Source organism: Massilia sp. BGA-UO-ETr-WB1, from assembly GCF_059567845.1.
This window is the reverse complement of the sequence record NZ_JCAQOT010000013.1, coordinates 205,573-224,161: the sequence shown is the minus strand read 5'-3', so window position 1 is coordinate 224,161 and position 18,589 is coordinate 205,573. Positions and strand designations below refer to the sequence as shown.

16 protein-coding genes are annotated in these 18,589 nt (G+C 66.9%); 8 read left to right on the top strand and 8 right to left on the bottom strand.

The features are described 5' to 3' along the window. Nucleotides 1-7: 7 nt before the first annotated feature. A complete protein-coding gene (gene lpdA, locus AC56DV_RS02450) occupies nt 8-1,813 on the top strand; it encodes a dihydrolipoyl dehydrogenase (RefSeq protein WP_496312712.1) in 1,806 nt (601 codons plus the stop codon). Between the two features lie 48 nt (nt 1,814-1,861). On the opposite strand, the gene AC56DV_RS02445 is transcribed toward lpdA, so the two are convergent. After that, on the bottom strand, nt 1,862-2,284 hold the full coding sequence (locus tag AC56DV_RS02445) for a PACE efflux transporter (RefSeq protein WP_496312711.1): 423 nt from the start codon (nt 2,282-2,284) through the stop codon (nt 1,862-1,864). A 93-nt stretch (nt 2,285-2,377) separates the two neighbouring features. Here AC56DV_RS02445 and AC56DV_RS02440 point away from each other — a divergent pair, with 93 nt between their 5' ends. After that, nucleotides 2,378-3,289 (top strand): LysR family transcriptional regulator, encoded by a 912-nt coding sequence (locus AC56DV_RS02440; protein ID WP_496312710.1) that lies wholly within the window; start codon nt 2,378-2,380, stop codon nt 3,287-3,289. 17 nt (nt 3,290-3,306) lie between these two features. Here the strand turns inward: AC56DV_RS02440 and AC56DV_RS02435 are convergent, their stop codons facing one another. The 6 genes from AC56DV_RS02435 to AC56DV_RS02410 form a co-directional block, all read right to left on the bottom strand. Then, nucleotides 3,307-3,594 carry a DUF3144 domain-containing protein gene (locus AC56DV_RS02435; RefSeq protein WP_496312709.1) on the bottom strand — a complete coding sequence of 96 codons (288 nt, stop codon included), beginning with the start codon at nt 3,592-3,594 and terminating at the stop codon, nt 3,307-3,309. A 108-nt stretch (nt 3,595-3,702) separates the two neighbouring features. Next, nucleotides 3,703-4,308, bottom strand: coding sequence for a redoxin domain-containing protein (locus AC56DV_RS02430; protein ID WP_496312708.1), 606 nt, complete (start codon nt 4,306-4,308; stop codon nt 3,703-3,705). A gap of 16 nt (nt 4,309-4,324) precedes the next feature. Beyond that, complete coding sequence (locus AC56DV_RS02425) at nt 4,325-6,556, bottom strand: protein-disulfide reductase DsbD family protein (RefSeq protein ID WP_496312707.1); 2,232 nt, start codon at nt 6,554-6,556, stop codon at nt 4,325-4,327. Nucleotides 6,557-6,601: 45 nt separating this feature from the next. Next, nucleotides 6,602-7,834 (bottom strand): RNA polymerase sigma factor, encoded by a 1,233-nt coding sequence (locus tag AC56DV_RS02420; protein ID WP_496312706.1) that lies wholly within the window; start codon nt 7,832-7,834, stop codon nt 6,602-6,604. Nucleotides 7,835-7,969: 135 nt separating this feature from the next. After that, complete coding sequence (locus tag AC56DV_RS02415) at nt 7,970-8,152, bottom strand: hypothetical protein (protein WP_496312705.1); 183 nt, start codon at nt 8,150-8,152, stop codon at nt 7,970-7,972. Between the two features lie 85 nt (nt 8,153-8,237). Then, nucleotides 8,238-8,912 carry a TetR/AcrR family transcriptional regulator gene (locus tag AC56DV_RS02410; RefSeq protein WP_496312704.1) on the bottom strand — a complete coding sequence of 225 codons (675 nt, stop codon included), beginning with the start codon at nt 8,910-8,912 and terminating at the stop codon, nt 8,238-8,240. A gap of 179 nt (nt 8,913-9,091) precedes the next feature. Between AC56DV_RS02410 and AC56DV_RS02405 the strand changes: the two genes are divergently transcribed. From AC56DV_RS02405 to AC56DV_RS02395, 3 genes are read left to right on the top strand one after another with little or no spacing between them, the layout of a single operon-like run. Next, nucleotides 9,092-10,192, top strand: a complete 1,101-nt coding sequence (locus tag AC56DV_RS02405; RefSeq protein WP_496312703.1) for an HlyD family secretion protein — start codon at nt 9,092-9,094, stop codon at nt 10,190-10,192. A 7-nt stretch (nt 10,193-10,199) separates the two neighbouring features. After that, on the top strand, nt 10,200-11,801 hold the full coding sequence (locus AC56DV_RS02400) for a DHA2 family efflux MFS transporter permease subunit (protein ID WP_496312702.1): 1,602 nt from the start codon (nt 10,200-10,202) through the stop codon (nt 11,799-11,801). Between the two features lie 19 nt (nt 11,802-11,820). Next, complete coding sequence (locus tag AC56DV_RS02395) at nt 11,821-13,272, top strand: efflux transporter outer membrane subunit (protein ID WP_496312701.1); 1,452 nt, start codon at nt 11,821-11,823, stop codon at nt 13,270-13,272. Between the two features lie 67 nt (nt 13,273-13,339). On the opposite strand, the gene AC56DV_RS02390 is transcribed toward AC56DV_RS02395, so the two are convergent. Further along, a complete protein-coding gene (locus tag AC56DV_RS02390) occupies nt 13,340-14,239 on the bottom strand; it encodes a LysR family transcriptional regulator (protein ID WP_496312700.1) in 900 nt (299 codons plus the stop codon). A gap of 98 nt (nt 14,240-14,337) precedes the next feature. On the opposite strand from AC56DV_RS02390, the gene AC56DV_RS02385 reads away from it, so the two are divergent. From AC56DV_RS02385 to AC56DV_RS02375, 3 genes are all read left to right on the top strand, one after another. Further along, nucleotides 14,338-14,937, top strand: a complete 600-nt coding sequence (locus AC56DV_RS02385; RefSeq protein WP_496312699.1) for a short chain dehydrogenase — start codon at nt 14,338-14,340, stop codon at nt 14,935-14,937. 45 nt (nt 14,938-14,982) lie between these two features. Further along, nucleotides 14,983-16,680, top strand: a complete 1,698-nt coding sequence (locus AC56DV_RS02380; RefSeq protein ID WP_496312698.1) for a dipeptidyl-peptidase 3 family protein — start codon at nt 14,983-14,985, stop codon at nt 16,678-16,680. A 133-nt stretch (nt 16,681-16,813) separates the two neighbouring features. Next, a complete protein-coding gene (locus AC56DV_RS02375) occupies nt 16,814-18,568 on the top strand; it encodes a methyl-accepting chemotaxis protein (RefSeq protein WP_496312697.1) in 1,755 nt (584 codons plus the stop codon). Nucleotides 18,569-18,589: the final 21 nt, after the last annotated feature.

Sequence of the window (18,589 nt, the reverse complement as noted above, 5' to 3'; positions counted from 1 at the left end):
AGTGACTATGAGCACAGTGGAAGTCAAAGTCCCCAACATCGGCGACTTCGCCGAAGTTGAAGTGATTGAAGTGATGGTCAAGGTCGGCGATACGATCAAGGTCGACCAGTCGCTGATCACCGTCGAATCGGACAAGGCCAGCATGGAAGTGCCTTCGTCGCACGCCGGCGAGGTCAAGGAGCTGAAGGTCAAGCTCGGCGACAAAGTGAAGGAAGGCGTTGTGCTGCTGGTGGTTGAGGAAGCCGCCGGCGCAGCCGCTGCCGCACCTGCACCTGCTGCGGCGCCTGCGGCCGCGGCTCCGGCACCGGCCGCGGCAGCGGCTCCGGCGCCAGCCGCGCCAGTTGCTCCGGCCGGCGTCGCTCCTGTCGGAGCGACCTACGCCGGCCAGGTCGACATCGACTGCGACATGATGGTGCTGGGCGGCGGCCCTGGCGGCTACTCGGCTGCCTTCCGCGCTGCGGACCTGGGCATGAACACGGTGATCGTCGAGCGTTATGAAACGCTGGGCGGCGTGTGCCTGAACGTGGGCTGCATCCCGTCGAAAGCGCTGCTGCACGTGGCATCGGTGATCGACGAAACCGCGCACATGTCCAAGACCGGCGTCACCTTCGCCAAGCCGACCATCGACATCGACCAGGTACGCGCCTACAAGGAAGGCGTCATCAAGAACATGACCGGCGGCCTGGCCGGCATGGCCAAAGCCCGCAAGACGCAAGTCGTCACCGGCGTCGGCCAGTTCCTGAGCGCGAACCACATCGAAGTCACCGCCAAAGACGGCAGCAAGAAAGTGGTGCAGTTCAAGCAAGCCATCATCGCCGCCGGTTCGGCGGTCGTGAAGCTGCCGTTCGTGCCCGAAGATCCGCGCATCGTCGACTCGACCGGCGCGCTGGAACTGCGCCAGATCCCGAAACGCATGCTGGTCATCGGCGGCGGCATCATCGGCCTGGAAATGGCTACCGTCTACTCCACCTTCGGCGCGCGCATCGACGTGGTCGAAATGATGGACGGCCTGATGCAGGGCGCGGACCGCGACGCGGTCAAAGTCTGGCAGAAGTTCAACGAGAAGCGCTTCGACAACATCATGACCAAGACCAAGACGGTCGCGGTCGAGGCCCTGCCGGAAGGCATCAAGGTCACATTCGAAGCGGCGGAAGCCGGCGCCACCGCGCCAGCCCCGCAGGTCTACGACATGGTGCTGGTGGCAGTTGGCCGCAGCCCGAACGGCAAGAAGATTGCCGCCGACAAAGCCGGCGTGATCGTCACCGACCGCGGCTTCATCAACGTGGACAGCCAGATGCGCACCAACGTGCCCAACATCTTTGCCATCGGCGACCTGGTGGGCCAGCCGATGCTGGCGCACAAGGCGGTGCATGAAGGCCACGTTGCCGCAGAAGCGGCAGCGGGCCAGAAGTCGCACTTCGACGTGAAGGTGATTCCATCGGTGGCCTACACCGATCCGGAAGTGGCATGGGCCGGCATCACCGAAGACGAAGCGAAAGCCAAGGGCATCAAGGTCGAGAAGGGCCACTTCCCTTGGGCAGCGAGCGGCCGCGCCGTGGCCAATGGCCGCGCAGAAGGCTTCACCAAGCTGCTGTTCGACGCTGAAACGCACCGCATCATCGGCGGCACCATCGTCGGCACGCACGCCGGCGACATGATCGGCGAAATCGCGCTGGCCATCGAAATGGGCTGCGACGGCACCGACATCGGCAAAACGATCCACCCGCACCCGACCCTGGGCGAGTCGATCGGCATGGCCGCCGAAGTGTACGAAGGCGTCTGCACCGACCTGCCGCCACCGCGCAAGCGCTAAGCAGCAAACGCCAGGCAGCAACCGAAAAACCCGCCACGGCGGGTTTTTTTACGCCATCGCCGAGGCGGGCAGGCCGAACACGCGGTCGAAGGTCCAGCTGAAGATGAAGGTATAGACCATGAAGAAAATCACCAGCCCCAGGTCCAGCACGAAGGCGTCCCACAGCGACATGTTCAGCCACCAGGCGAACAGCGGCACCAGCACCAGCACCAGGCCGCCTTCGAAGCCCAGCGCGTGCGCCACCCGGCGCGCTACGCTGCGGCCGCGCGTGGCCTGGCGCGCTTCCCACGCTTCGAACAGCGAGTTGTAGATCAGGTTCCACACCACCGCCGTCAGCGACGAGCCCACGGCGGCTACCCCCGCGTGGCCGGCGTCATGCCCGCCCAGCAGCATCAGCGCGCTGCTGGTGAGGCCGACGGCGATCAGTTCAAACAACGACACGTAGACGACTTTTCGTTTGATTCCTTGCATGGCATTTCCGGTTTGATTCAATGGCGCCATGGTAGCGATGTTTTTTTGATTGAAAAAGTCGACAGCTATCAGTTTTTCTGACAGCATGCCGATATGGCTTTCTCCAGCGACAACGTCGCCATCTTCCTCGCCGTGCTCGATCACGGTTCCTTCTCGGCGGCGGCGCGCGCGCTGGGCCGGGTGCCGTCGGCCGTCAGCATGGCGGTGGCGCAGCTGGAAGCGGAGCTCGATCTGCAGCTGTTCGAGCGCAGCTCGCGCAACGCCCGCCCGACCGAGATGGCGCGCGCGCTGGAGGCGGAGGCGCGCCAGATGGCCGGCCAGCTGCGCCGCCTGCAGGCGCACGCCTTGTCGCTGCACCGTGGGCTGGAGCAGCGCCTGACGCTGGCGATTGCGCCGGAACTGCTGTCGGCGCCGTGGAGCCATCCGCTGGCGCGGCTGGCCGAGGAGTTTCCGTCGCTGGAGGTGGAGGTGCGTTCGGCGCCGCAGGCGGACGCGCTGCGCATGCTGCACCAGGGCGAGGCCCAGCTGGCGCTGATCTACGAACGCCAGCGGGTGGACGAGCGCGAGGATTTCCAGGAGTTGGGCAGCGAGGTGCTGGTGGCGGTGATCTCGCCGCAGCATCCGCAGGCGCGCGGACGCAACGGCAGCTTCCGCTGGGAAGACCTGGTCGATATCCGCCAGATCGCCATCGCCAGCCGCGACACGCAGGCGCAGGACGAGCGCATCCTGATCTCGCGCAAGGTGTGGCGCACCGACAGCCACCTGGCCACGCTGGGACTGGTGCAGGCGGGACTGGGCTGGGCGTATCTGCCGAAACGGCTGGCGGCGCCGCTGGTGGAGGCGGGCGAGCTGCTCGGCATCGGCTTCGAGCACATGAGCAACCAGGTGCGGCTGTGGGTGGATGTGGTGTGGCTGAATGACAAACCGCTCGGCCTGGGGGCCAAGCGGCTGATCGCCCTGATGAAGGATATCTCGGGGCTGGAGGCGCGCCCGGCGCAGGAGTAGGCCGGGCGGAGGCGCAATTACTGGGTGCGGTATTTCTCGAAATTCACTTCGAAGTCGCCGAAGTTATCGTTCAGCATCTTCTCGTGCTGCTCCTTGTAGTACTGGATGGCAGCGTCCTTCTGCTGGGCGAAGGCTTCCTGGTTGCCGGTCGAGACAGCCAGCATGTAGGCGTTGAAGCGGGTTGCCGCGAACAGGATGGCCGGGCCGATGGTGTTGCGGTCCAGGGTCTGGGCCTTGTCGTTGGCCAGGCTGATGAAGGCGTCGACAAGCTGCCAGAATTGTTCGTCGGAGGTAGGGGTGGTCATGGATGTCCCAGGGATTAATTTAAACGAGTGGGCATCCTGCCACGAATCGGCGTATTAGTCGAGCGGCGGCGCGCACCGGCGCCGCCTGGAGACTGAAGGTGTGGCTGCTTAGCCGTATTTCACCGAGCAGCCGTAGGGCTGGGTCACCGGTTTGCTGACTGGCTTGCCCGCCGTGGCCTCGTCGATGGCCTGCACCACGTAGTTGCTGGCGGTGGGAATGTCGGCCGCATTGGCGCTCGGCTTGCTGTCGATGGCGCCGGCGTAGACCAGCTTGCCGGCCGGGTCGATCAGGTACATATGCGGCGTGGTGCGCGCGCCATAGGCGCGGCCGATCTTGCCGCTGTCGACCAGGATGGCGTTGGCCGTGGCCTTTTTCTCCTTGGCCCAGCTGGACAGCGACGCCGCCGCTTTCGGATCGCCGTCCGGCGCGGCGCTGGTGCTCACCGACAGCCACACCACCTCCTTGCCGGCAGCGTGCTTTTGCGTGTTTTGCATATTGCCGCTGTTGTAGTGCTTTTGCACGAAGGGGCAGTCGGGATTGACCCATTCGAGCACCACGTATTTGCCTTTCAGGCTGCTCAGCGACACCTGCTTGCCCGCCGTGTCCACGCCGGTGAAGACCGGGGCCGGCTGGCCCACCACCGCTTGCGCCATGGCCTGCGCGCTGCCCGTCAAACCTGCCACCAGTGCTGCCGTCAACATCAGAGTTTTCATTTGATTTCCTTTCAGGTCAGAGTTGGTTCAATGCCGTCCTTACTTGTTCCACCGTCAGCAGTTCGGACAGCAACTGCGGCGGGGCGTCGCCGGGGGCGTACAGCGCGTACACCGGCACCCCGTTGCGGCCCAGCCGGGCCAATTGCTGCGTGATGGCCGGATCGCGGCGGGTCCAGTCTGCGCGCAGCAGCACCACGTTTCTGGCGTCGAAGTCCGCCAGCAGGCGGGCGTCCGCCAATGTCGCCCGCTTGTTGAACTGGCAGGTGACGCACCACGCGGCGGTGAAGTCGACGAACACCGGCTTGCCCGCCGCGCGCGCCTGCGCCACCGCCGTTTCGGACCAGGCGGACCAGCGCGCGCCTGCCTGGGATGCGTTCTTCGCACCGGTCGCCGCGCTGCCGCCATCGCCGCCGGCGAGCAAGGGACCCGCGGTGCCGACTGTGGCCGCCAGCGTCAGCAGGCCGGCGCCTCCCAGCAGCACGCGCGAGCGGCGCCGGCGCACCGGCGTGCCCAGCGTCCAGGCGGCGAAGGCCAGCGCCACCAGCATGGCCAGCGCGGCGGTCATGCCGTCGATGCCGGTCTGCTGGCCCAGCACCCAGGCCAGCCACACCACGGTGGCGAACATGGGGAAGGCCATCAGCACCTTGAAGCGCTGCATCCACGCGCCCGGTTTCGGCAACATGCGCGCCAGGCCGGGCCAGCAGGATGCCGCCAGGTAGGGCGCTGCCATGCCGAGGCCCAGCACCACGAAGATGGCCAGCGCCTTGGGGGCGGACTCGGTCAGCGCCGCGCCCATGGCGGCGCCCATGAAGGGCGCCGTGCAGGGCGATGCCACCGCGACCGCCAGCGCGCCGCTCAAGGCGTCGTCCAGCAGGCGGTTGCGGGCGCGGAAGCTGGCCAGCGCGCTGGGCAGCATGGTGCCGAATTCGAATACGCCGGCCAGGTTCAGGCCGATCAGCGTGAACAGCGCAGCCAGCAGGAATACCACCAACGGCGACTGCAGCTGGAAGCCCCAGCCCAGCTGCTCGCCGCCCGCGCGCAGGGCCAGCAGCAGGCCGGCCAGCGCGGCGAACGACAGCACCACTCCGGCAGTATAGGCAATGCCGCCGGCGATCGCCTGATTGCGCGCCTGTTTGCGTTCGCTGGCGTGCTGCGCCAGGCTGACCAGCTTGAGCGACAGCACCGGGAACACGCAGGGCATCAGGTTCAGGATGGCGCCGCCGATGAAGGCGAACAATAGCGTGAGCAGGAAGGCGGGGGCGCTGCCGGCCGATGCCGGGACTGTGGCGCGCGCTGAGCCGTTCGGCGTGGCCCCTGTGCCGGCCGTGCCCGCGTCGTCTGTCGCTGCGCCCGTGCCCGTGCCGCCGGCACGCGCTGGGGAGGCCGCCGCCGCGCCGGCCGCACCAGGGGCGCCAGGGGAGGGCCAGCCACCGGCGATGGCGACCGGCAGCGCCCATCCTGCGGGCTGGCCGGACGCTTTCAGCACCACTTGCAGCGCGGCCGGGCTTTCGCTGCGCTGCGCCGACAGCGGCACGCGCAGCGCGAGCACGCCGCCCGCCCAGCGCTGGTCCACTTTGGCGGCGTAGTCGATCACGCCCACGTCTTCCACCATCAGGCGCAGCGGCTGGCCTTGCGCGGCGGCGGGCAGGCCGCGAATTTCCATGGCCAGCGCATTGCCGTCGACGCGGGCGCTGGCGCTGGCCTGGGGTACGGCCGCCGGCGCGGCGGCGCGCGCGGCGTCGAACAGCGCCTGGTGCGCGGTGACGGGGGCGGCGGTGGGAATGGTGATGTGAAAGTCGCCCGATTCGGGCAGGCAGATCTCCTTGCACACCAGCCATTCCGCGTGCAGTTTGACGTCCAGTGTCTTGCCCGTATAGCCGGCGGGAACAGTCACCGGCACCGGCAGCAGCACCCGGCCTTCGTAGCCGTAGTTGAGCAGCGGGCCAAGCGGCAAATGCTGCGGCGTCGGCCACGCGATCTCGCCCGCCGCGAAACCGGCCGGCAGCGTCCATGCCAGCGTGGTCGGCAAGCCCGAGTCGCCCGGATTCTTCCAGTAGGTGTGCCAGTGCGGCTGATGCGCGATGGCCAAGCCCAGCCACAGCGGCTTGCCGGGCTGCACGCCCTGCGGCGCGTGCGCCAGCAGTTCGGCCCGCACGTGCTCGGTCACCACGGCCGCTGCGGCAGCAGTGGCGCTGCCTGCGGCAGCGGCGTGGCCCGGCAGCATGGCGGTCAGGGTGGCTGCCAGCATGACAGTAATAAACTTTGCGCTACGCATCAAGGCGCGAGCCCTCCGTCACAACAAGTTCAGCGTCATATCAATATGGCTGGCGACCGGCGCGCTGTTGACCAGTTCACGCGCGCGCAGCATGGCCGCCTGCGCGTCGCTGTTGCGGCCCAGGCGCTTGAGCAGCATGCCGCGTACGCTGAAATAATACGCGTAGCCGGATAATTCCGCCGCCAGCGGCTCGATCAGCACCAGCGCCGCCGTCGGCCCGCGCAGTTTGTCCACCGCCACCGCCCGGTTCAGGGTCACGATGGGGGAGGGGTGCACCACTTGCAGCACCGCGTACAGGCGGTCGATCTCGGCCCAGTCGGTGTCGGCGGCGTTGTCCGCCTGCGCGTGCACCGCCGCCACCGCCGCCTGGATCTGGTACGGCGTCAGTTCGCGGCAATGCAGCGCCGTGTCCACCATCGGCAGCGCCTCGCCGATCAGCGCCTGGTTCCAGCGCCGCCGGTCCTGGTCGTCCAGCAGGATCAGGGCGCCCTTGGCGTCGACCCGCGCCCCGGCGCGCGCGTGCTGCAGCATCAGCAGCGCCGCCAAGCCGAGGGTGCCGCCGTCGTGCGGGAACATGCGCGCCAGCAGCCGCGCCAGGCGGATCGCCTCCTCGCACAGCTCCATGCGGATGTACTGCCGCCCGCTGCTCGACGCGTAGCCCTCGCTGAACAGCAGGTAGACCATGGCCAGCACCGTCGTCAGCCGCTCCGCGCGCTCGTGCGCCGCCGGCTGCTCGAACGAGGTGCCGGTTTCGGCCACGCGGCGCTTGGCGCGCGCAATGCGCTGCTCCATGGCCGGTTGGCGTATCAGGAAGGCGTGCGCAATCTGCTGCACGCTCAGGCCGCACACCGCGTGCAGCAGCAGCGCGATCTGGTAGGACGGCGGCAAGCCCGGATTGGCGCAGATGTAGAGCAGGCGCAGCGTGTCGTCGCGGAAGGGAATGAAGTCCGTGTTGCGCTGGATGCCGGCGTTGGCGTCCACGCTGTCGGCCACGTAGTCGGGATCGGACAGCCCCCGGCCCTGCACGCCCACCGGCGCCAGGCCGGCATTGCGGCCGCAGGCCACCAGCCATGCCAGCGGATCGCCCGGCAGGCCGTTGCCCGGCCATAGCAGGCGCGCGCGCATGGCCGCGTCCTGCCAGGCGCCCAGCGCCAGGTCCAGGTCGCGGAAGGTGCGCAGCAGCGCCGCCAGCGCTTGCGGGCGGTAGATGGACAGCAGTTGCGCGATGGTGTCGGTGTCGGGTGGTGCCACGTCGGCTCGGGAAAGGTTGTGCGCAAGGGCTTAGCTTACGGCAAAGCGCGCGGCAGCGCCTAGTGGAGGGCGTAAAAAAACCGGGAGGAACTCCCGGTTGGGTGCCGCCCTCAGGGGCGCTGGTGTGCTGCGCGCTTAGCTGGCTATGAAGCGCGAAGGAATCTCGATGCCGCCCGCCCGCGCAGCCTCGGCGTAGGCGCGCAATTCGTCGATGGCCGCGTCCAGTTGTTCTTTGCTGGGGTTCGCCTGGAAGCCCTTGATGCGCTCATTCAGCGCGGCGATTTGTCTGCTCCACTCGAGCCGAGAGAACTTGCTCATACAACCTCCTCATTGAAAGGCACAGCATGCTCCGGATGAGGTATTTGCTCAGTGCGCCAGCGCACACAAGCTCGTCGGCTGGGACTCAGTCCGGCCTGCGCAGCGCGCCGCCGAGGAACAGCTCCACGCCCAGTTCCACCTGCTGGCGCACGTCCGGCATGGGCGCGGTGGCGTTGATGACGAACAGGTAGCGTTTCAGCTGGTCGCCCATGATGCAGTTCAGCAGATGCACGGTCAGCGTTTCGGGCTGCATGTCCTCGCGCAGCTGGCTGCGGATGTCCGGGCGGGCGAAGAAGCGCTGCAGCGCCTCGCGGGTCTGGCGCGGCCCCGCGTCGAAGAAGGCCTGCGCCAGTTCCGGGTTGGAGATCGATTCGGCGATCACCATGCGGTGCACCGCCAGCACCTGCGGCGAGGCCACCAGCTGGCCGAAGCGCAGGCCAAAGTCCAGCAGCACTTCGCGCAGCGGCCGCACCGACGTTTCCATGTCGTGCATGGTGGCGAAGAAGTGCTCGCAGCCGGCGTTGATGATGGCCGTAAACAGCCCGGCCTTGCCGCCGAACTTCACGTAAATGGTGCGCACCGCCACGCGCGCCTGCTTGGCGATCATTTCCAGGCTGACCTTGTTGTACCCCTTGTCCAGGAACAGGCGGGCGGCGGTCTCCATCAGATCCTGGGTGCGCGCCTCGGCTTCGGATGCGCGCGGCCGGCCGGCCGTCTTGGCAGGGCAGTGGGACACGCCGAAGAACGTGACTTCTGGCAATAAGGGCAACTTTTCTGGACTGGCGGACGTCATGGCGGCTTGCTGTCTAATTAATCGGCATCTTAACAGATGGGGACTGTAGTCCCAAATAAAATGAAATGCAATCGTTTCATTTCTTGACTTGACGCTGGAGTTGCCGAATAATGCTCCTATCCCATTTCATTATTCCGGAGCACCACATGTCCAACCAAGCAGAGCAAAAAATGCTGAGCGCCGCGCCCGGCCAACCCGCGCAGCCGGCCGCCCCGGCCGCCGCGCCAAACCGCCGCGTGCTCGTCATTGCCGGCCTGATCGCCCTGGCGGCCATCGGCGCCGGCGCCCGCATGTGGTACCGCAGCCATCACTTCGTCGAAACCGAAAACGCCTACGTGGCCGGCCATGTGCACCCGGTGTCGGCCCGCATTTCCGGCGTGGTGACCAAGGTGCTGATCGAGGACAACCAGGTGGTGAAGCAGGGCGACGTGATCGCCGAGCTGGACCCGTTCGACCAGCACGTGAAGGTGGAGCAGATCGAAGCGCAGATCGCCACCGCCGAGCAGCAGGTGCTGCAGGCCGAAGCGCAGATCGCGCAAGTGCACGCGCAGGCGTCGGCCGCCGCCGCGCAGGTGGCGCAGTCCGAAGCGCAGCTGCTGCGCGCCCGGCAGGACGCCGAGCGCTACGGCCAGCTGTACAACAGCCAGATGAAAGCCGTCTCGAAAGCCGAACTGGACGCCGCCAACGCCGGCCGCTCCAGCGCCACCGCCGACCTGGCCGCGCGCAAGGACAGCGCCGCCGCCGCCAAGGCCCAGACCACCGCCGCCACCGCCGCGCGCGACGTGCTGAAGGCGCAAGTGAACGTGCTGCGCGTGCAGCTCAAGGACGCCCGCCAGCAGCTGGCCTACAACCGCATCCTGGCGCCGGTGGACGGCCGCATCGGCAAGCGCTCGCTGGAAGTGGGCCAGCGCGTGCAGCCGGGCCAGCAGCTGACCGCCATCGTGCAGGACAACGTCTGGGTCACCGCCAACTTCAAGGAAACCCAGCTGGCCGAACTGAAAGTGGGCCAGCCGGTGCATGTCACCATCGACGCCATGCCGGGCAAGGTCCTGGTGGGCCGAGTGGACAGCTTCGCGCCCGCCTCCGGCGCCCAGTTCGCGCTGCTGCCGGCCGATAACGCCACCGGCAACTTCACCAAGATCGTGCAGCGCGTGCCGGTCAAGGTCACCTTCAAGCCGGAAGACGTGAAAGCGCTCGGCGGCCGCCTGGTGCCCGGCATGTCCGCCATCGCCGAAGTGGAACTGTAAGCCTGCCATGAGCAGCACCTCTATCAACACCGTCAACCAAGCCCCGGCGCTGCCGCAGAACGGCCAGAAGGTCGACCTGCGCACCTGGATCGCCGTCGGCGCCGGCATGCTGGGCGCCTTCATGGCGGTGCTGGACATCCAGATCACCAACGCCTCGCTGAAGGACATCCTCGGCAGCCTGTCGGCCACCCAGGAAGAGGGCTCGTGGATCTCCACCGCCTACCTGGTGGCCGAGATCATCGTCATCCCGATGACCGCGCTGTTCACCCGCGTGTTCGGCGCCCGCACCTACATGATGGGCACCACCGCCCTGTTCCTGCTGTTTTCCACCCTGTGCGGCGCGGCCTGGAACCTGGAAAGCATGATCGTGTTCCGCATGGCGCAGGGCTTCACCGGCGGCGCGCTGATCCCCATGGCGTTCACGCTGGTGATGCTCAAGCTGCCGCCGTCCAAGCGCGCCGCCGGCATGGCCATCTTCGGCCTGACCGCCACGCTGGCGCCCTCCATGGGCCCCACGCTGGGCGGCTACCTGAGCGAGATCTACGGCTGGCCGTCCATCTTCTACATCAACTGGGTGCCCGGGCTGCTGCTCATCGCCGGCATCGCCTATGGCCTGGATTCGGAAAAGACCAAGTGGGGCGACCTGCTCAAGACCGACTGGATCGGCATCGGCTTCATGGCGCTGGGCCTGGGCTGCCTGACCATCTTCCTGGAAGAGGGCAACAGCAAGGACTGGTTCGACTCCGGCTTCATCATCGCCTTCGCCTCGCTGGCGCTGGTGGGCTTGCTGGGCTGGGTGGTCACCAGCGCCACGCGCGCCAGCCCGTTCGTCAACCTGGCCCTGTACGGCCAGCGCAACTTCCTGGTGGCCACCGCGCTGTCGGGCGTGTTCGGCATGGCGCTGTACGGCTCGTCCTTCCTGCTGCCGCTGTACCTGGGCCAGATCGCCGGCTACTCGCCGATGCAGATCGGCGAAGTCATCATGTGGGCCGGCCTGCCGCAGCTGTTCATCATGCCTTTCGTGGCCAAGCTGTCGGGCAAGGTGGACAACCGCATCCTGTGCTCGTTCGGGCTGCTGCTGTTCGGCCTGTCCTGCCTGATGAACGCCTACATGGACGCCACCACCGGCTACGACCAGCTGCTGGCGTCGCAAGTGGTGCGCGCGCTGGGCCAGCCCTTCGTGATGCTGACCCTGTCGAACTTCGCCATGCAAGGCATCCCGCAGAAGGACGTGGCCTCCGCATCGAGCCTGTTCAACATGACGCGCAACCTGGGCGGCTCGATCGGCATCGCGCTGCTGGCCACCTCGCTGTCGCAGCGCGAGCACTTCCACTCGCAGCGTCTGGGCGAAGCCATCAACTCCTTCGCGCCGGCCGTGCAGGAGCGCATCGCCGCGCTCACGCAGTCCTTTATCGGCAAGGGCTACGAGGCGTCCATGGCGGCCGACCAGGCGCTGAAGGCGATCGACGGCATCGTGCGGCGCGAATCCTATGTGATGGCCTACAACGACGGCTTCTTCATCGTCGCCGCGATCCTGCTGGCCTGCATACCGGTGCTGTGGATGTCCGACAAGGTCAAGTCCCCCGGCGGTGGCGGCGGCGCGCATTAATTTAAAAGGTATAAACGATATGTTCAGTTCATTCAACAAGATCACGCTGGCCGCAGCCGTTGGGCTGGCGCTGGCAGGCTGCAGCACCGTGGGTTCCGATTTCAGCGCGCCGAAGAACGTGGCCGACGCCGGCTTCCGCCACGCCCCGGCGGACGGGCAGGGCGCCGCGCGCCTGCCCGCGCAATGGTGGACCATCTACGGCGACGACACGCTGAACCGCCTGGAACAAAGCGCGCTGCGCGACAACCCCAGCGTGAAAGCCGCCGCGCAGCGCCTGCTGCAGGCGCAGGCGCAACTGGGGCTGGCGCGCGCCAGCGAATCGCCCTCGCTGAGCGTGAACGGCGGCGTGTCGAACACGCGCACCTCGGCCAACACCTCGCAGGGCATCGCGCTGGGCAACCGCTCGATCCACGGCAACAACTACTCGCTGGGCGCCTCCATGTCCTACGAAGTGGACCTGCTGGGCCGCGTGCGGCGCATGGTCGAAGCGGCCGATGCGCAAGCGCTGGCCGCCGAGGCGGACCGCGACGGCGTGCTGCTGCTGTTGTCCTCCCAAGTGGCCACCACCTACTGGCAGCTGCGCGGGCTGGACACCGAGATCGCCATCCTGAACGGCGCGCTGGACAGCCGCCGCGAAACGGAACAACTGGTCAACGCGCGCTTCGACGCCGGGCTGTCGAATGAGCTGGACACCTCGCGCGCCCGCATCGAGCGCGCCAACGCCGAAGCGGACCTGCAGGAAGTGCAACGCCAGCGCAACACGCTGGAACACAGCCTGGCCACGCTGACGGGCGCCTCGCCGTCGGCCATGCAGCTGCCCGCCGCCGCCGTGGCCAGCCTGCCGCAGCCGCCGGCGATACCGGTCGGGCTGCCGGCCAGTTTGCTGTCGCAGCGTCCCGACCTGGCGGGCAGCGTCGCCACGCTGCGCGCCGCCAATGCGCAGATCGGCGTGGCCGAAGGCGCGTTCTACCCGTCCATCAGCCTGACGGGCAACTTCGGCTTCGCCTCCGAGAGCCTGAGCGAGATCGCCAAGGGCGGCTCGCGCCAGTTCAGCATCGGCCCGTTGGCGTTGTCGCTGCCGATCTTCGACGGCGGCCGCAACCGCGCCAACCTGGCGCTGGCCAAAGCGCGCTACGAAGAAGCGTTGGCCAACCACGAAGGCAAGTTGCTGACGGCGCTGCGCGAAGTGGAAGACGCGTTATCGGACGTGCAGCAAAAGCAGAAGCAGGAGCTGGTGCAGGCGCAATCGCGCGAAGCGGCCGCGCGCGCCTACCTGGTGGCGCGCGCCCGCTACGAGCGCGGCGTCTCGACCTATCTCGACGTCACCGACGCCCAGCGCAGTTCGCTGGCCGCCGACCGCGCCGCCGCGCAAATCAACACCCAGCGCCTGCTCGCCACGGTCGCCGTCGCCCGCGCCCTCGGCGCCGGCTGGCAGCCCCAAGGCGCCCTCGCCACCGTCGCCTCCCGCTAAGCAAGCCAATCAGGCCAAGCAAGCCAGGCAAGCTGAGCCGCATTCGGGGTCAGACCCCGAATGCGGCTCAGTTCGGCTTATTGATTACGGGGCCGAAGCGGGACAGCATGAAGTCGATGAAGGTGGTGAGCTTGGGCGTGGGTTGGCGGTCGCGCGAGTACACGAGGTGCATGGGGCGCGCCGCCGGGACGTAGTCGTGCAGCACCGGCACCAGCCGTCCGGCGGCGATGTCCTGCGCCAGCATGATTTCGGCCTGCATCACGATGCCGAAGCCGTGCAGCGCGGCCACCCGCAGCGCGTGGCCGTTGTTGGAGCGGAAGCGGCTTTCGCGCACCTTGCTGGCGCCGGGCTGGTCCTTCAGCCGCCAGCGGACCTGGTGCGTCCATTGCATGAAGTCCAGGCATTCGTGCTGCGCCAGGTCTTCCGGCGTGCGCGGCGTGCCGGCCCGCGCCAGGTAGGCCGGCGAGGCGCAGATCAGCATGCCATAGGGCCGCAGCGCGCGCGCCACCAAGCCCGAGTCTTCCAGCACGCCGATGCGGATGGCCGCGTCGTAGCCTTCTTCCACGATGTCGGCCATGCGGTCGTTCAGGTTCAGTTCCAGGCTCACTTCCGGATGCAGCGCCAGGTATTCCGTCATGGCGGGACTGACCCATTCGCTGCCGAACGATACCGGCGCGGTGATCTTCAGCTTGCCGCGAGGGGCGGCGCGCATCGCTTCGGCGCCCGATTCGGCAGCGCTGATCTGGGCCAGGATGGCGCGGCACTGCTCGGCATACTGGCGGCCGATCTCGGTCAGGCTCTGGCGCCGCGTGGTGCGCGCGAGCAGGGCGGCGCCGAGCCGTTCTTCCAGGGCGCGGATGTGCTTGCCCACCATCACGGGCGAGATGCCGAACGCTTCGGCTGCAGCCGTGAAGCTGCCCCGGTCCACCGCCGCCACGAACACTTCCATGCTGCGCAGTTTGTCCATATTCCGAACCCGGAGTTAGTAATGTTGTTCATTCTAGTGCATTTATTCCTGCGGTGAAGGAAGCCATACTGGCTGCACTTAACCAACAGGAGAACAGCATGAAAATCATCGTCATCGGCGCAACCGGTACCGTGGGCAAGGCCGTGGTGGAGCAGCTTGGCCTGCGCCACGAGATCGTGGCCGTGGGCAGCAGCAGCGGCCAGTACCAGGCGGATATCGCCGATATCGCGCAAGTGCGGGCCGTGTTTGAAAAAATCGGCAAGGTGGATGCGGTGGTGGTGGCGGCCGGCAACCTGGCCTTCGCGCCGCTGGCCGGGTTCACGCCGGAGCAGTTCCGCGTGGGCCTGGACAGCAAGCTGATGGGACAGGTGAACGTGGCGCAGGTGGCGCAGGAGTTCCTCAGCGACGGCGGTTCCATCACGCTCACCAGCGGCATCGTGGCGGACCAGCCTATCCGCAACGGCGTCAGCGCCAGCATGGTCAATTCGGCGGTGGAGGGCTATGCGCGCGGTGCGGCCATCGAGCTGCCGCGCGGCCTGCGCATCAACGTGGTCAGCCCGACCTTGCTGACCGAGTCGCTGGACAGCTACGGGCCCTTCTTCCGCGGCTTCGAAACCGTGCCCGCCAGCCGCGCGGCGCTGGCCTACAGCCGCAGCGTGGAGGGCGCGCAGACCGGGCAGGTGTACAAGGTCTGGTGATCGGTTATACCATGGGCGCTTTCCGATCAACCATCGTTAAGACCCATGAAAAATATCCTGATTCCTCTGGTGCTGGCCTTCGCGGGCGCTGCCACCGCAGCGCCCGCGAGCGTCGATGAACTGAACAAGATGGCCAGGCGTTTCGCGCCGGTCGAGCTGAAGGCCGATGCCTCGAAGCTGTCGCCCGGCGACCGGAAGGCCATCGTCAAGCTGATCGAGGCGGCCAGGATCGTCGACGTGCTGCAACTGCGCCAGCGCTGGGAGGGCAACGAGGCGCTGTGGTCCGCGCTGCAGAAGGATAGGTCGCCGCTGGGCAAGGCGCGGCTGGACTACTTCTGGCTGAACAAGGGGCCGTGGTCCATCCTGGATGGCAACGTGTCCTTCCTGCCGGCCGAGGTGGCCGGCATCAAGGTGCCGCAGAAGAAGCCGGAAGGCGCCAACTTCTATCCGTCCGGCGCCGGCAAGGCGGCCATCGAGGCGTGGATCAACAGCCTGTCTGGAGCGGACAAGGAGCAGGCGCAGTGGTTCTTCACCACCATCCGCGCCGACGCGGCCGGCCATTTTAAAACCGTGAAGTATTCTGAGGAATACAAGCCGGAGCTGGAGAAGCTGGCCGCGCTGCTGCGCGAGGCCGCCGCCGCCACCGATAACGCGTCGCTGAAAAAATTCCTCACCTTGCGCGCGGACGCTTTCCTGTCCAACGACTACCTGGCGTCGGACTTCGCGTGGATGGACCTGGATTCGCCGGTCGATGTCACCATCGGCCCGTACGAGACCTATAACGACGAGCTGTTCGGCTACAAGGCCGCGTTCGAAGCCTATGTGAGCATCCGCGACCAGAAGGAAACCGAGAAGCTGAACTTCTTCGCGCAGCACATGCAGGAGCTGGAGGACAACCTGCCGCTGGACCCGCAGTACCGCAATCCGAAAGTCGGCGCGCTGGCGCCCATGGTGGTGGTGAACCAGGTCTACGGCGCAGGCGACGGCAATATGGGCGTGCAGACCGCCGCGTACAACCTGCCGAACGACGAGCGCATCATCAGCCAGCGCGGTTCCAAGCGCGTGATGCTGAAGAATGTCCAGGAGGCGAAGTTCAAGTCCACGCTGACGCCGATCTCGAAGCTGGTGCTGAAGCCGGCCGACCAGAAGGACGTGGATTTCGATTCCTTCTTCACCCACATCCTGGCGCATGAAATCATGCACGGCCTGGGACCGCACGCCACCAAGGTGAACGGCGTGGCCTCCACGCCGCGCCAGGACTTGAAGGAAACCTACTCCACCATCGAGGAAGCCAAGGCCGACATCACCGGCCTGTACGCGCTGATGCACATGATGGACAAGGGCCAGCTGAAAAACTCCCTGGGCCAGGGCGAGGCGGCCGAGCGCAAGCTGCACACCACCTTCCTGGCCTCGGCCTTCCGCACGCTGCATTTCGGCCTGGCCAGCTCCCACGCGCGCGGCATGGCGATCCAGGTGAACTACCTGCTGGACAAGGGCGGCTTCGTGTCGCACGGCGACGGCATCTTCTCGGTGGACTTCAAGAAGATCAAGCAGGCGGTGCTGGACCTGGACCGCGAGTTCCTGACCATCGAGGCCACCGGCGACTACGCCCGCGCCAAGGACATGATGACCAAGTACGTGGTGATCCGCCCCGAGGTGCAGCAGGCGCTGGACAAGATGAAGGCGGTGCCGAACGACATCCGCCCGGCCTTCAGCACGGCCAAAGCCTTGCTGAAAAAATAAGGCGGCGCTGCGGCGGGTCTGGCAGGGTTTGACCCGCCGCAGCCTCTCTCTTAGTCGGCAAGCAGAAATGTCCCGTCCGTGTTAAATTTTCCTATTATTTCCAATAGTCAATAACAGGAACCGGGACACCAACATGGACATTGAAAGCACTAAAATCAGCACCCGCCTGGCCACCGGCTTCGGCCTGGTTTTCCTCCTCCTCATCATCGTCACCGCGCTCGGCATTAACCGGGTGCAGAAGATCGACACCATCCTCACCAATATCAGCGACGTGAACAACGTCAAGCAGCGCTACGCGATCAATTTCCGCGGCAGCGTGCATGACCGCTCCATCGCGCTGCGCGACGTGGTGCTGGCGGCCGATGCCGGCGCGGCCGCGCCGCACATCGAGCAGATCAAGACGCTGGCCGACCACTACGCCAAATCGGCCGCGCCGCTGGACCAGATCATCGCGGCCGGCAAGGGCGTCACGCCGGAAGAGAAGAGCGCGCTGGAAGGCATCAAGGCCAGCGAGGCCAAGGCCCAGCCGCTGATCGCCAAGGTGATCGCGCTGCGCGCGGCGGACCAGCTGCCGGAAGCGACCGCGCTGCTGCAGCAGCAGGCCGCGCCGGCTTTCGTCGAGTGGCTGGCGTCGGTCAACAAGCTGATCGACCTGGAAGAAAAAATGAGCATGGAGCAGGCCAACAGCGCCACCAGCGTGGCGCGCAGCTTCTTCGTGTTCATGGTGGTGCTGTGCCTGATCGCCATCGGCGTGGGCGTGGCGGCGGCGTGGTTCATCAGCCGCGGCCTGCTGCGCCAGCTGGGCGGCGAGCCTGAATATGCGGCCTCCATCGTGGCCTGCATCGCGTCGGGCAACCTGGCGGTGCAGATCGACACCAAGCCGGGCGACAGCAGCAGCTTGCTGCACGCCATGCGGGGCATGCGCGACAGCCTGGTGAACATTGTCAGCCAGGTGCGCGCGGGCACGCAGACCATCGCCACCAATTCGCGCGAGATCGCGGCCGGCAATATGGACCTGTCCAGCCGCACCGAGCAGCAGGCCGCCAACATCGAGGAAACCGCCTCGTCGATGGAGCAGCTCACCGGCACCGTCAAGCAGAACTCCGACCACGCCTACCAGGCCAACCAGCTGGCGCTGTCGGCCTCCGAGGTGGCGGTGAAGGGCGGTGCGGTGGTGAATGAAGTGGTGCACACCATGGCCTCGATCAACGAGTCGTCCAAGAAGATCGTGGACATCATCGGGGTGATCGACAGCATCGCCTTCCAGACCAACATCCTGGCGCTGAACGCGGCCGTCGAGGCGGCGCGCGCGGGCGAGCAGGGCAGGGGCTTCGCGGTGGTGGCCACCGAGGTGCGCAACCTGGCGCAGCGGTCGGCCGGCGCGGCCAAAGAGATCAAGAGCCTGATCGACGATTCGGTGGAAAAAGTGGACGCCGGCGCCAAGCTGGTGGACCAGGCCGGCGCGACGATGCAGGACATCGTCAATAGCGTCAAGCGCGTCACCGACATCATGGGCGAGATCTCCACCGCCAGCGCGGAGCAGACCTCGGGCATCGAGCAGGTGAACGAGGCGGTCGGCAAGATGGACCAGGTGGTGCAGCAGAACGCCGCGCTGGTGGAGCAGGCCGCCGCCGCCGCCGCGTCGCTGCAGGACCAGGCGGGCAATCTGTCGCAGGTGGTGAGCATCTTCAAGCTGGACGAGTCCCGGCTGCCGGCCATGTCCGCCATGCCGGCCGCGCGCCTCGCAGCCAGCGTCAGCCCATTGGCCGGCCGTGCCGCGCCCGCCCGGCGCGCCGCCGCGCTGCCGGCGGCTAAGCCTGATGCAAAGCCTGCCCCCAAGAAAGCCGCCGCCAGCGCCGGCCCGGATGACAGCTGGGAAGAGTTTTAAAAAAGCGACAATTTTTTGTTT

What these genes read in the sequence shown, in the direction of transcription:
- lpdA (WP_496312712.1), top strand. Translation starts at nt 8, where the DNA reads ATGAGCACAGTGGAAGTCAAAGTCCCCAACATCGGCGACTTCGCCGAA.
- AC56DV_RS02445 (WP_496312711.1), bottom strand. Translation starts at nt 2,284, where the DNA reads ATGCAAGGAATCAAACGAAAAGTCGTCTACGTGTCGTTGTTTGAACTG.
- AC56DV_RS02440 (WP_496312710.1), top strand. Translation starts at nt 2,378, where the DNA reads ATGGCTTTCTCCAGCGACAACGTCGCCATCTTCCTCGCCGTGCTCGAT.
- AC56DV_RS02435 (WP_496312709.1), bottom strand. Translation starts at nt 3,594, where the DNA reads ATGACCACCCCTACCTCCGACGAACAATTCTGGCAGCTTGTCGACGCC.
- AC56DV_RS02430 (WP_496312708.1), bottom strand. Translation starts at nt 4,308, where the DNA reads ATGAAAACTCTGATGTTGACGGCAGCACTGGTGGCAGGTTTGACGGGC.
- AC56DV_RS02425 (WP_496312707.1), bottom strand. Translation starts at nt 6,556, where the DNA reads ATGCTGGCAGCCACCCTGACCGCCATGCTGCCGGGCCACGCCGCTGCC.
- AC56DV_RS02415 (WP_496312705.1), bottom strand. Translation starts at nt 8,152, where the DNA reads ATGAGCAAGTTCTCTCGGCTCGAGTGGAGCAGACAAATCGCCGCGCTG.
- AC56DV_RS02405 (WP_496312703.1), top strand. Translation starts at nt 9,092, where the DNA reads ATGTCCAACCAAGCAGAGCAAAAAATGCTGAGCGCCGCGCCCGGCCAA.
- AC56DV_RS02400 (WP_496312702.1), top strand. Translation starts at nt 10,200, where the DNA reads ATGAGCAGCACCTCTATCAACACCGTCAACCAAGCCCCGGCGCTGCCG.
- AC56DV_RS02395 (WP_496312701.1), top strand. Translation starts at nt 11,821, where the DNA reads ATGTTCAGTTCATTCAACAAGATCACGCTGGCCGCAGCCGTTGGGCTG.
- AC56DV_RS02390 (WP_496312700.1), bottom strand. Translation starts at nt 14,239, where the DNA reads ATGGACAAACTGCGCAGCATGGAAGTGTTCGTGGCGGCGGTGGACCGG.
- AC56DV_RS02385 (WP_496312699.1), top strand. Translation starts at nt 14,338, where the DNA reads ATGAAAATCATCGTCATCGGCGCAACCGGTACCGTGGGCAAGGCCGTG.
- AC56DV_RS02380 (WP_496312698.1), top strand. Translation starts at nt 14,983, where the DNA reads ATGAAAAATATCCTGATTCCTCTGGTGCTGGCCTTCGCGGGCGCTGCC.
- AC56DV_RS02375 (WP_496312697.1), top strand. Translation starts at nt 16,814, where the DNA reads ATGGACATTGAAAGCACTAAAATCAGCACCCGCCTGGCCACCGGCTTC.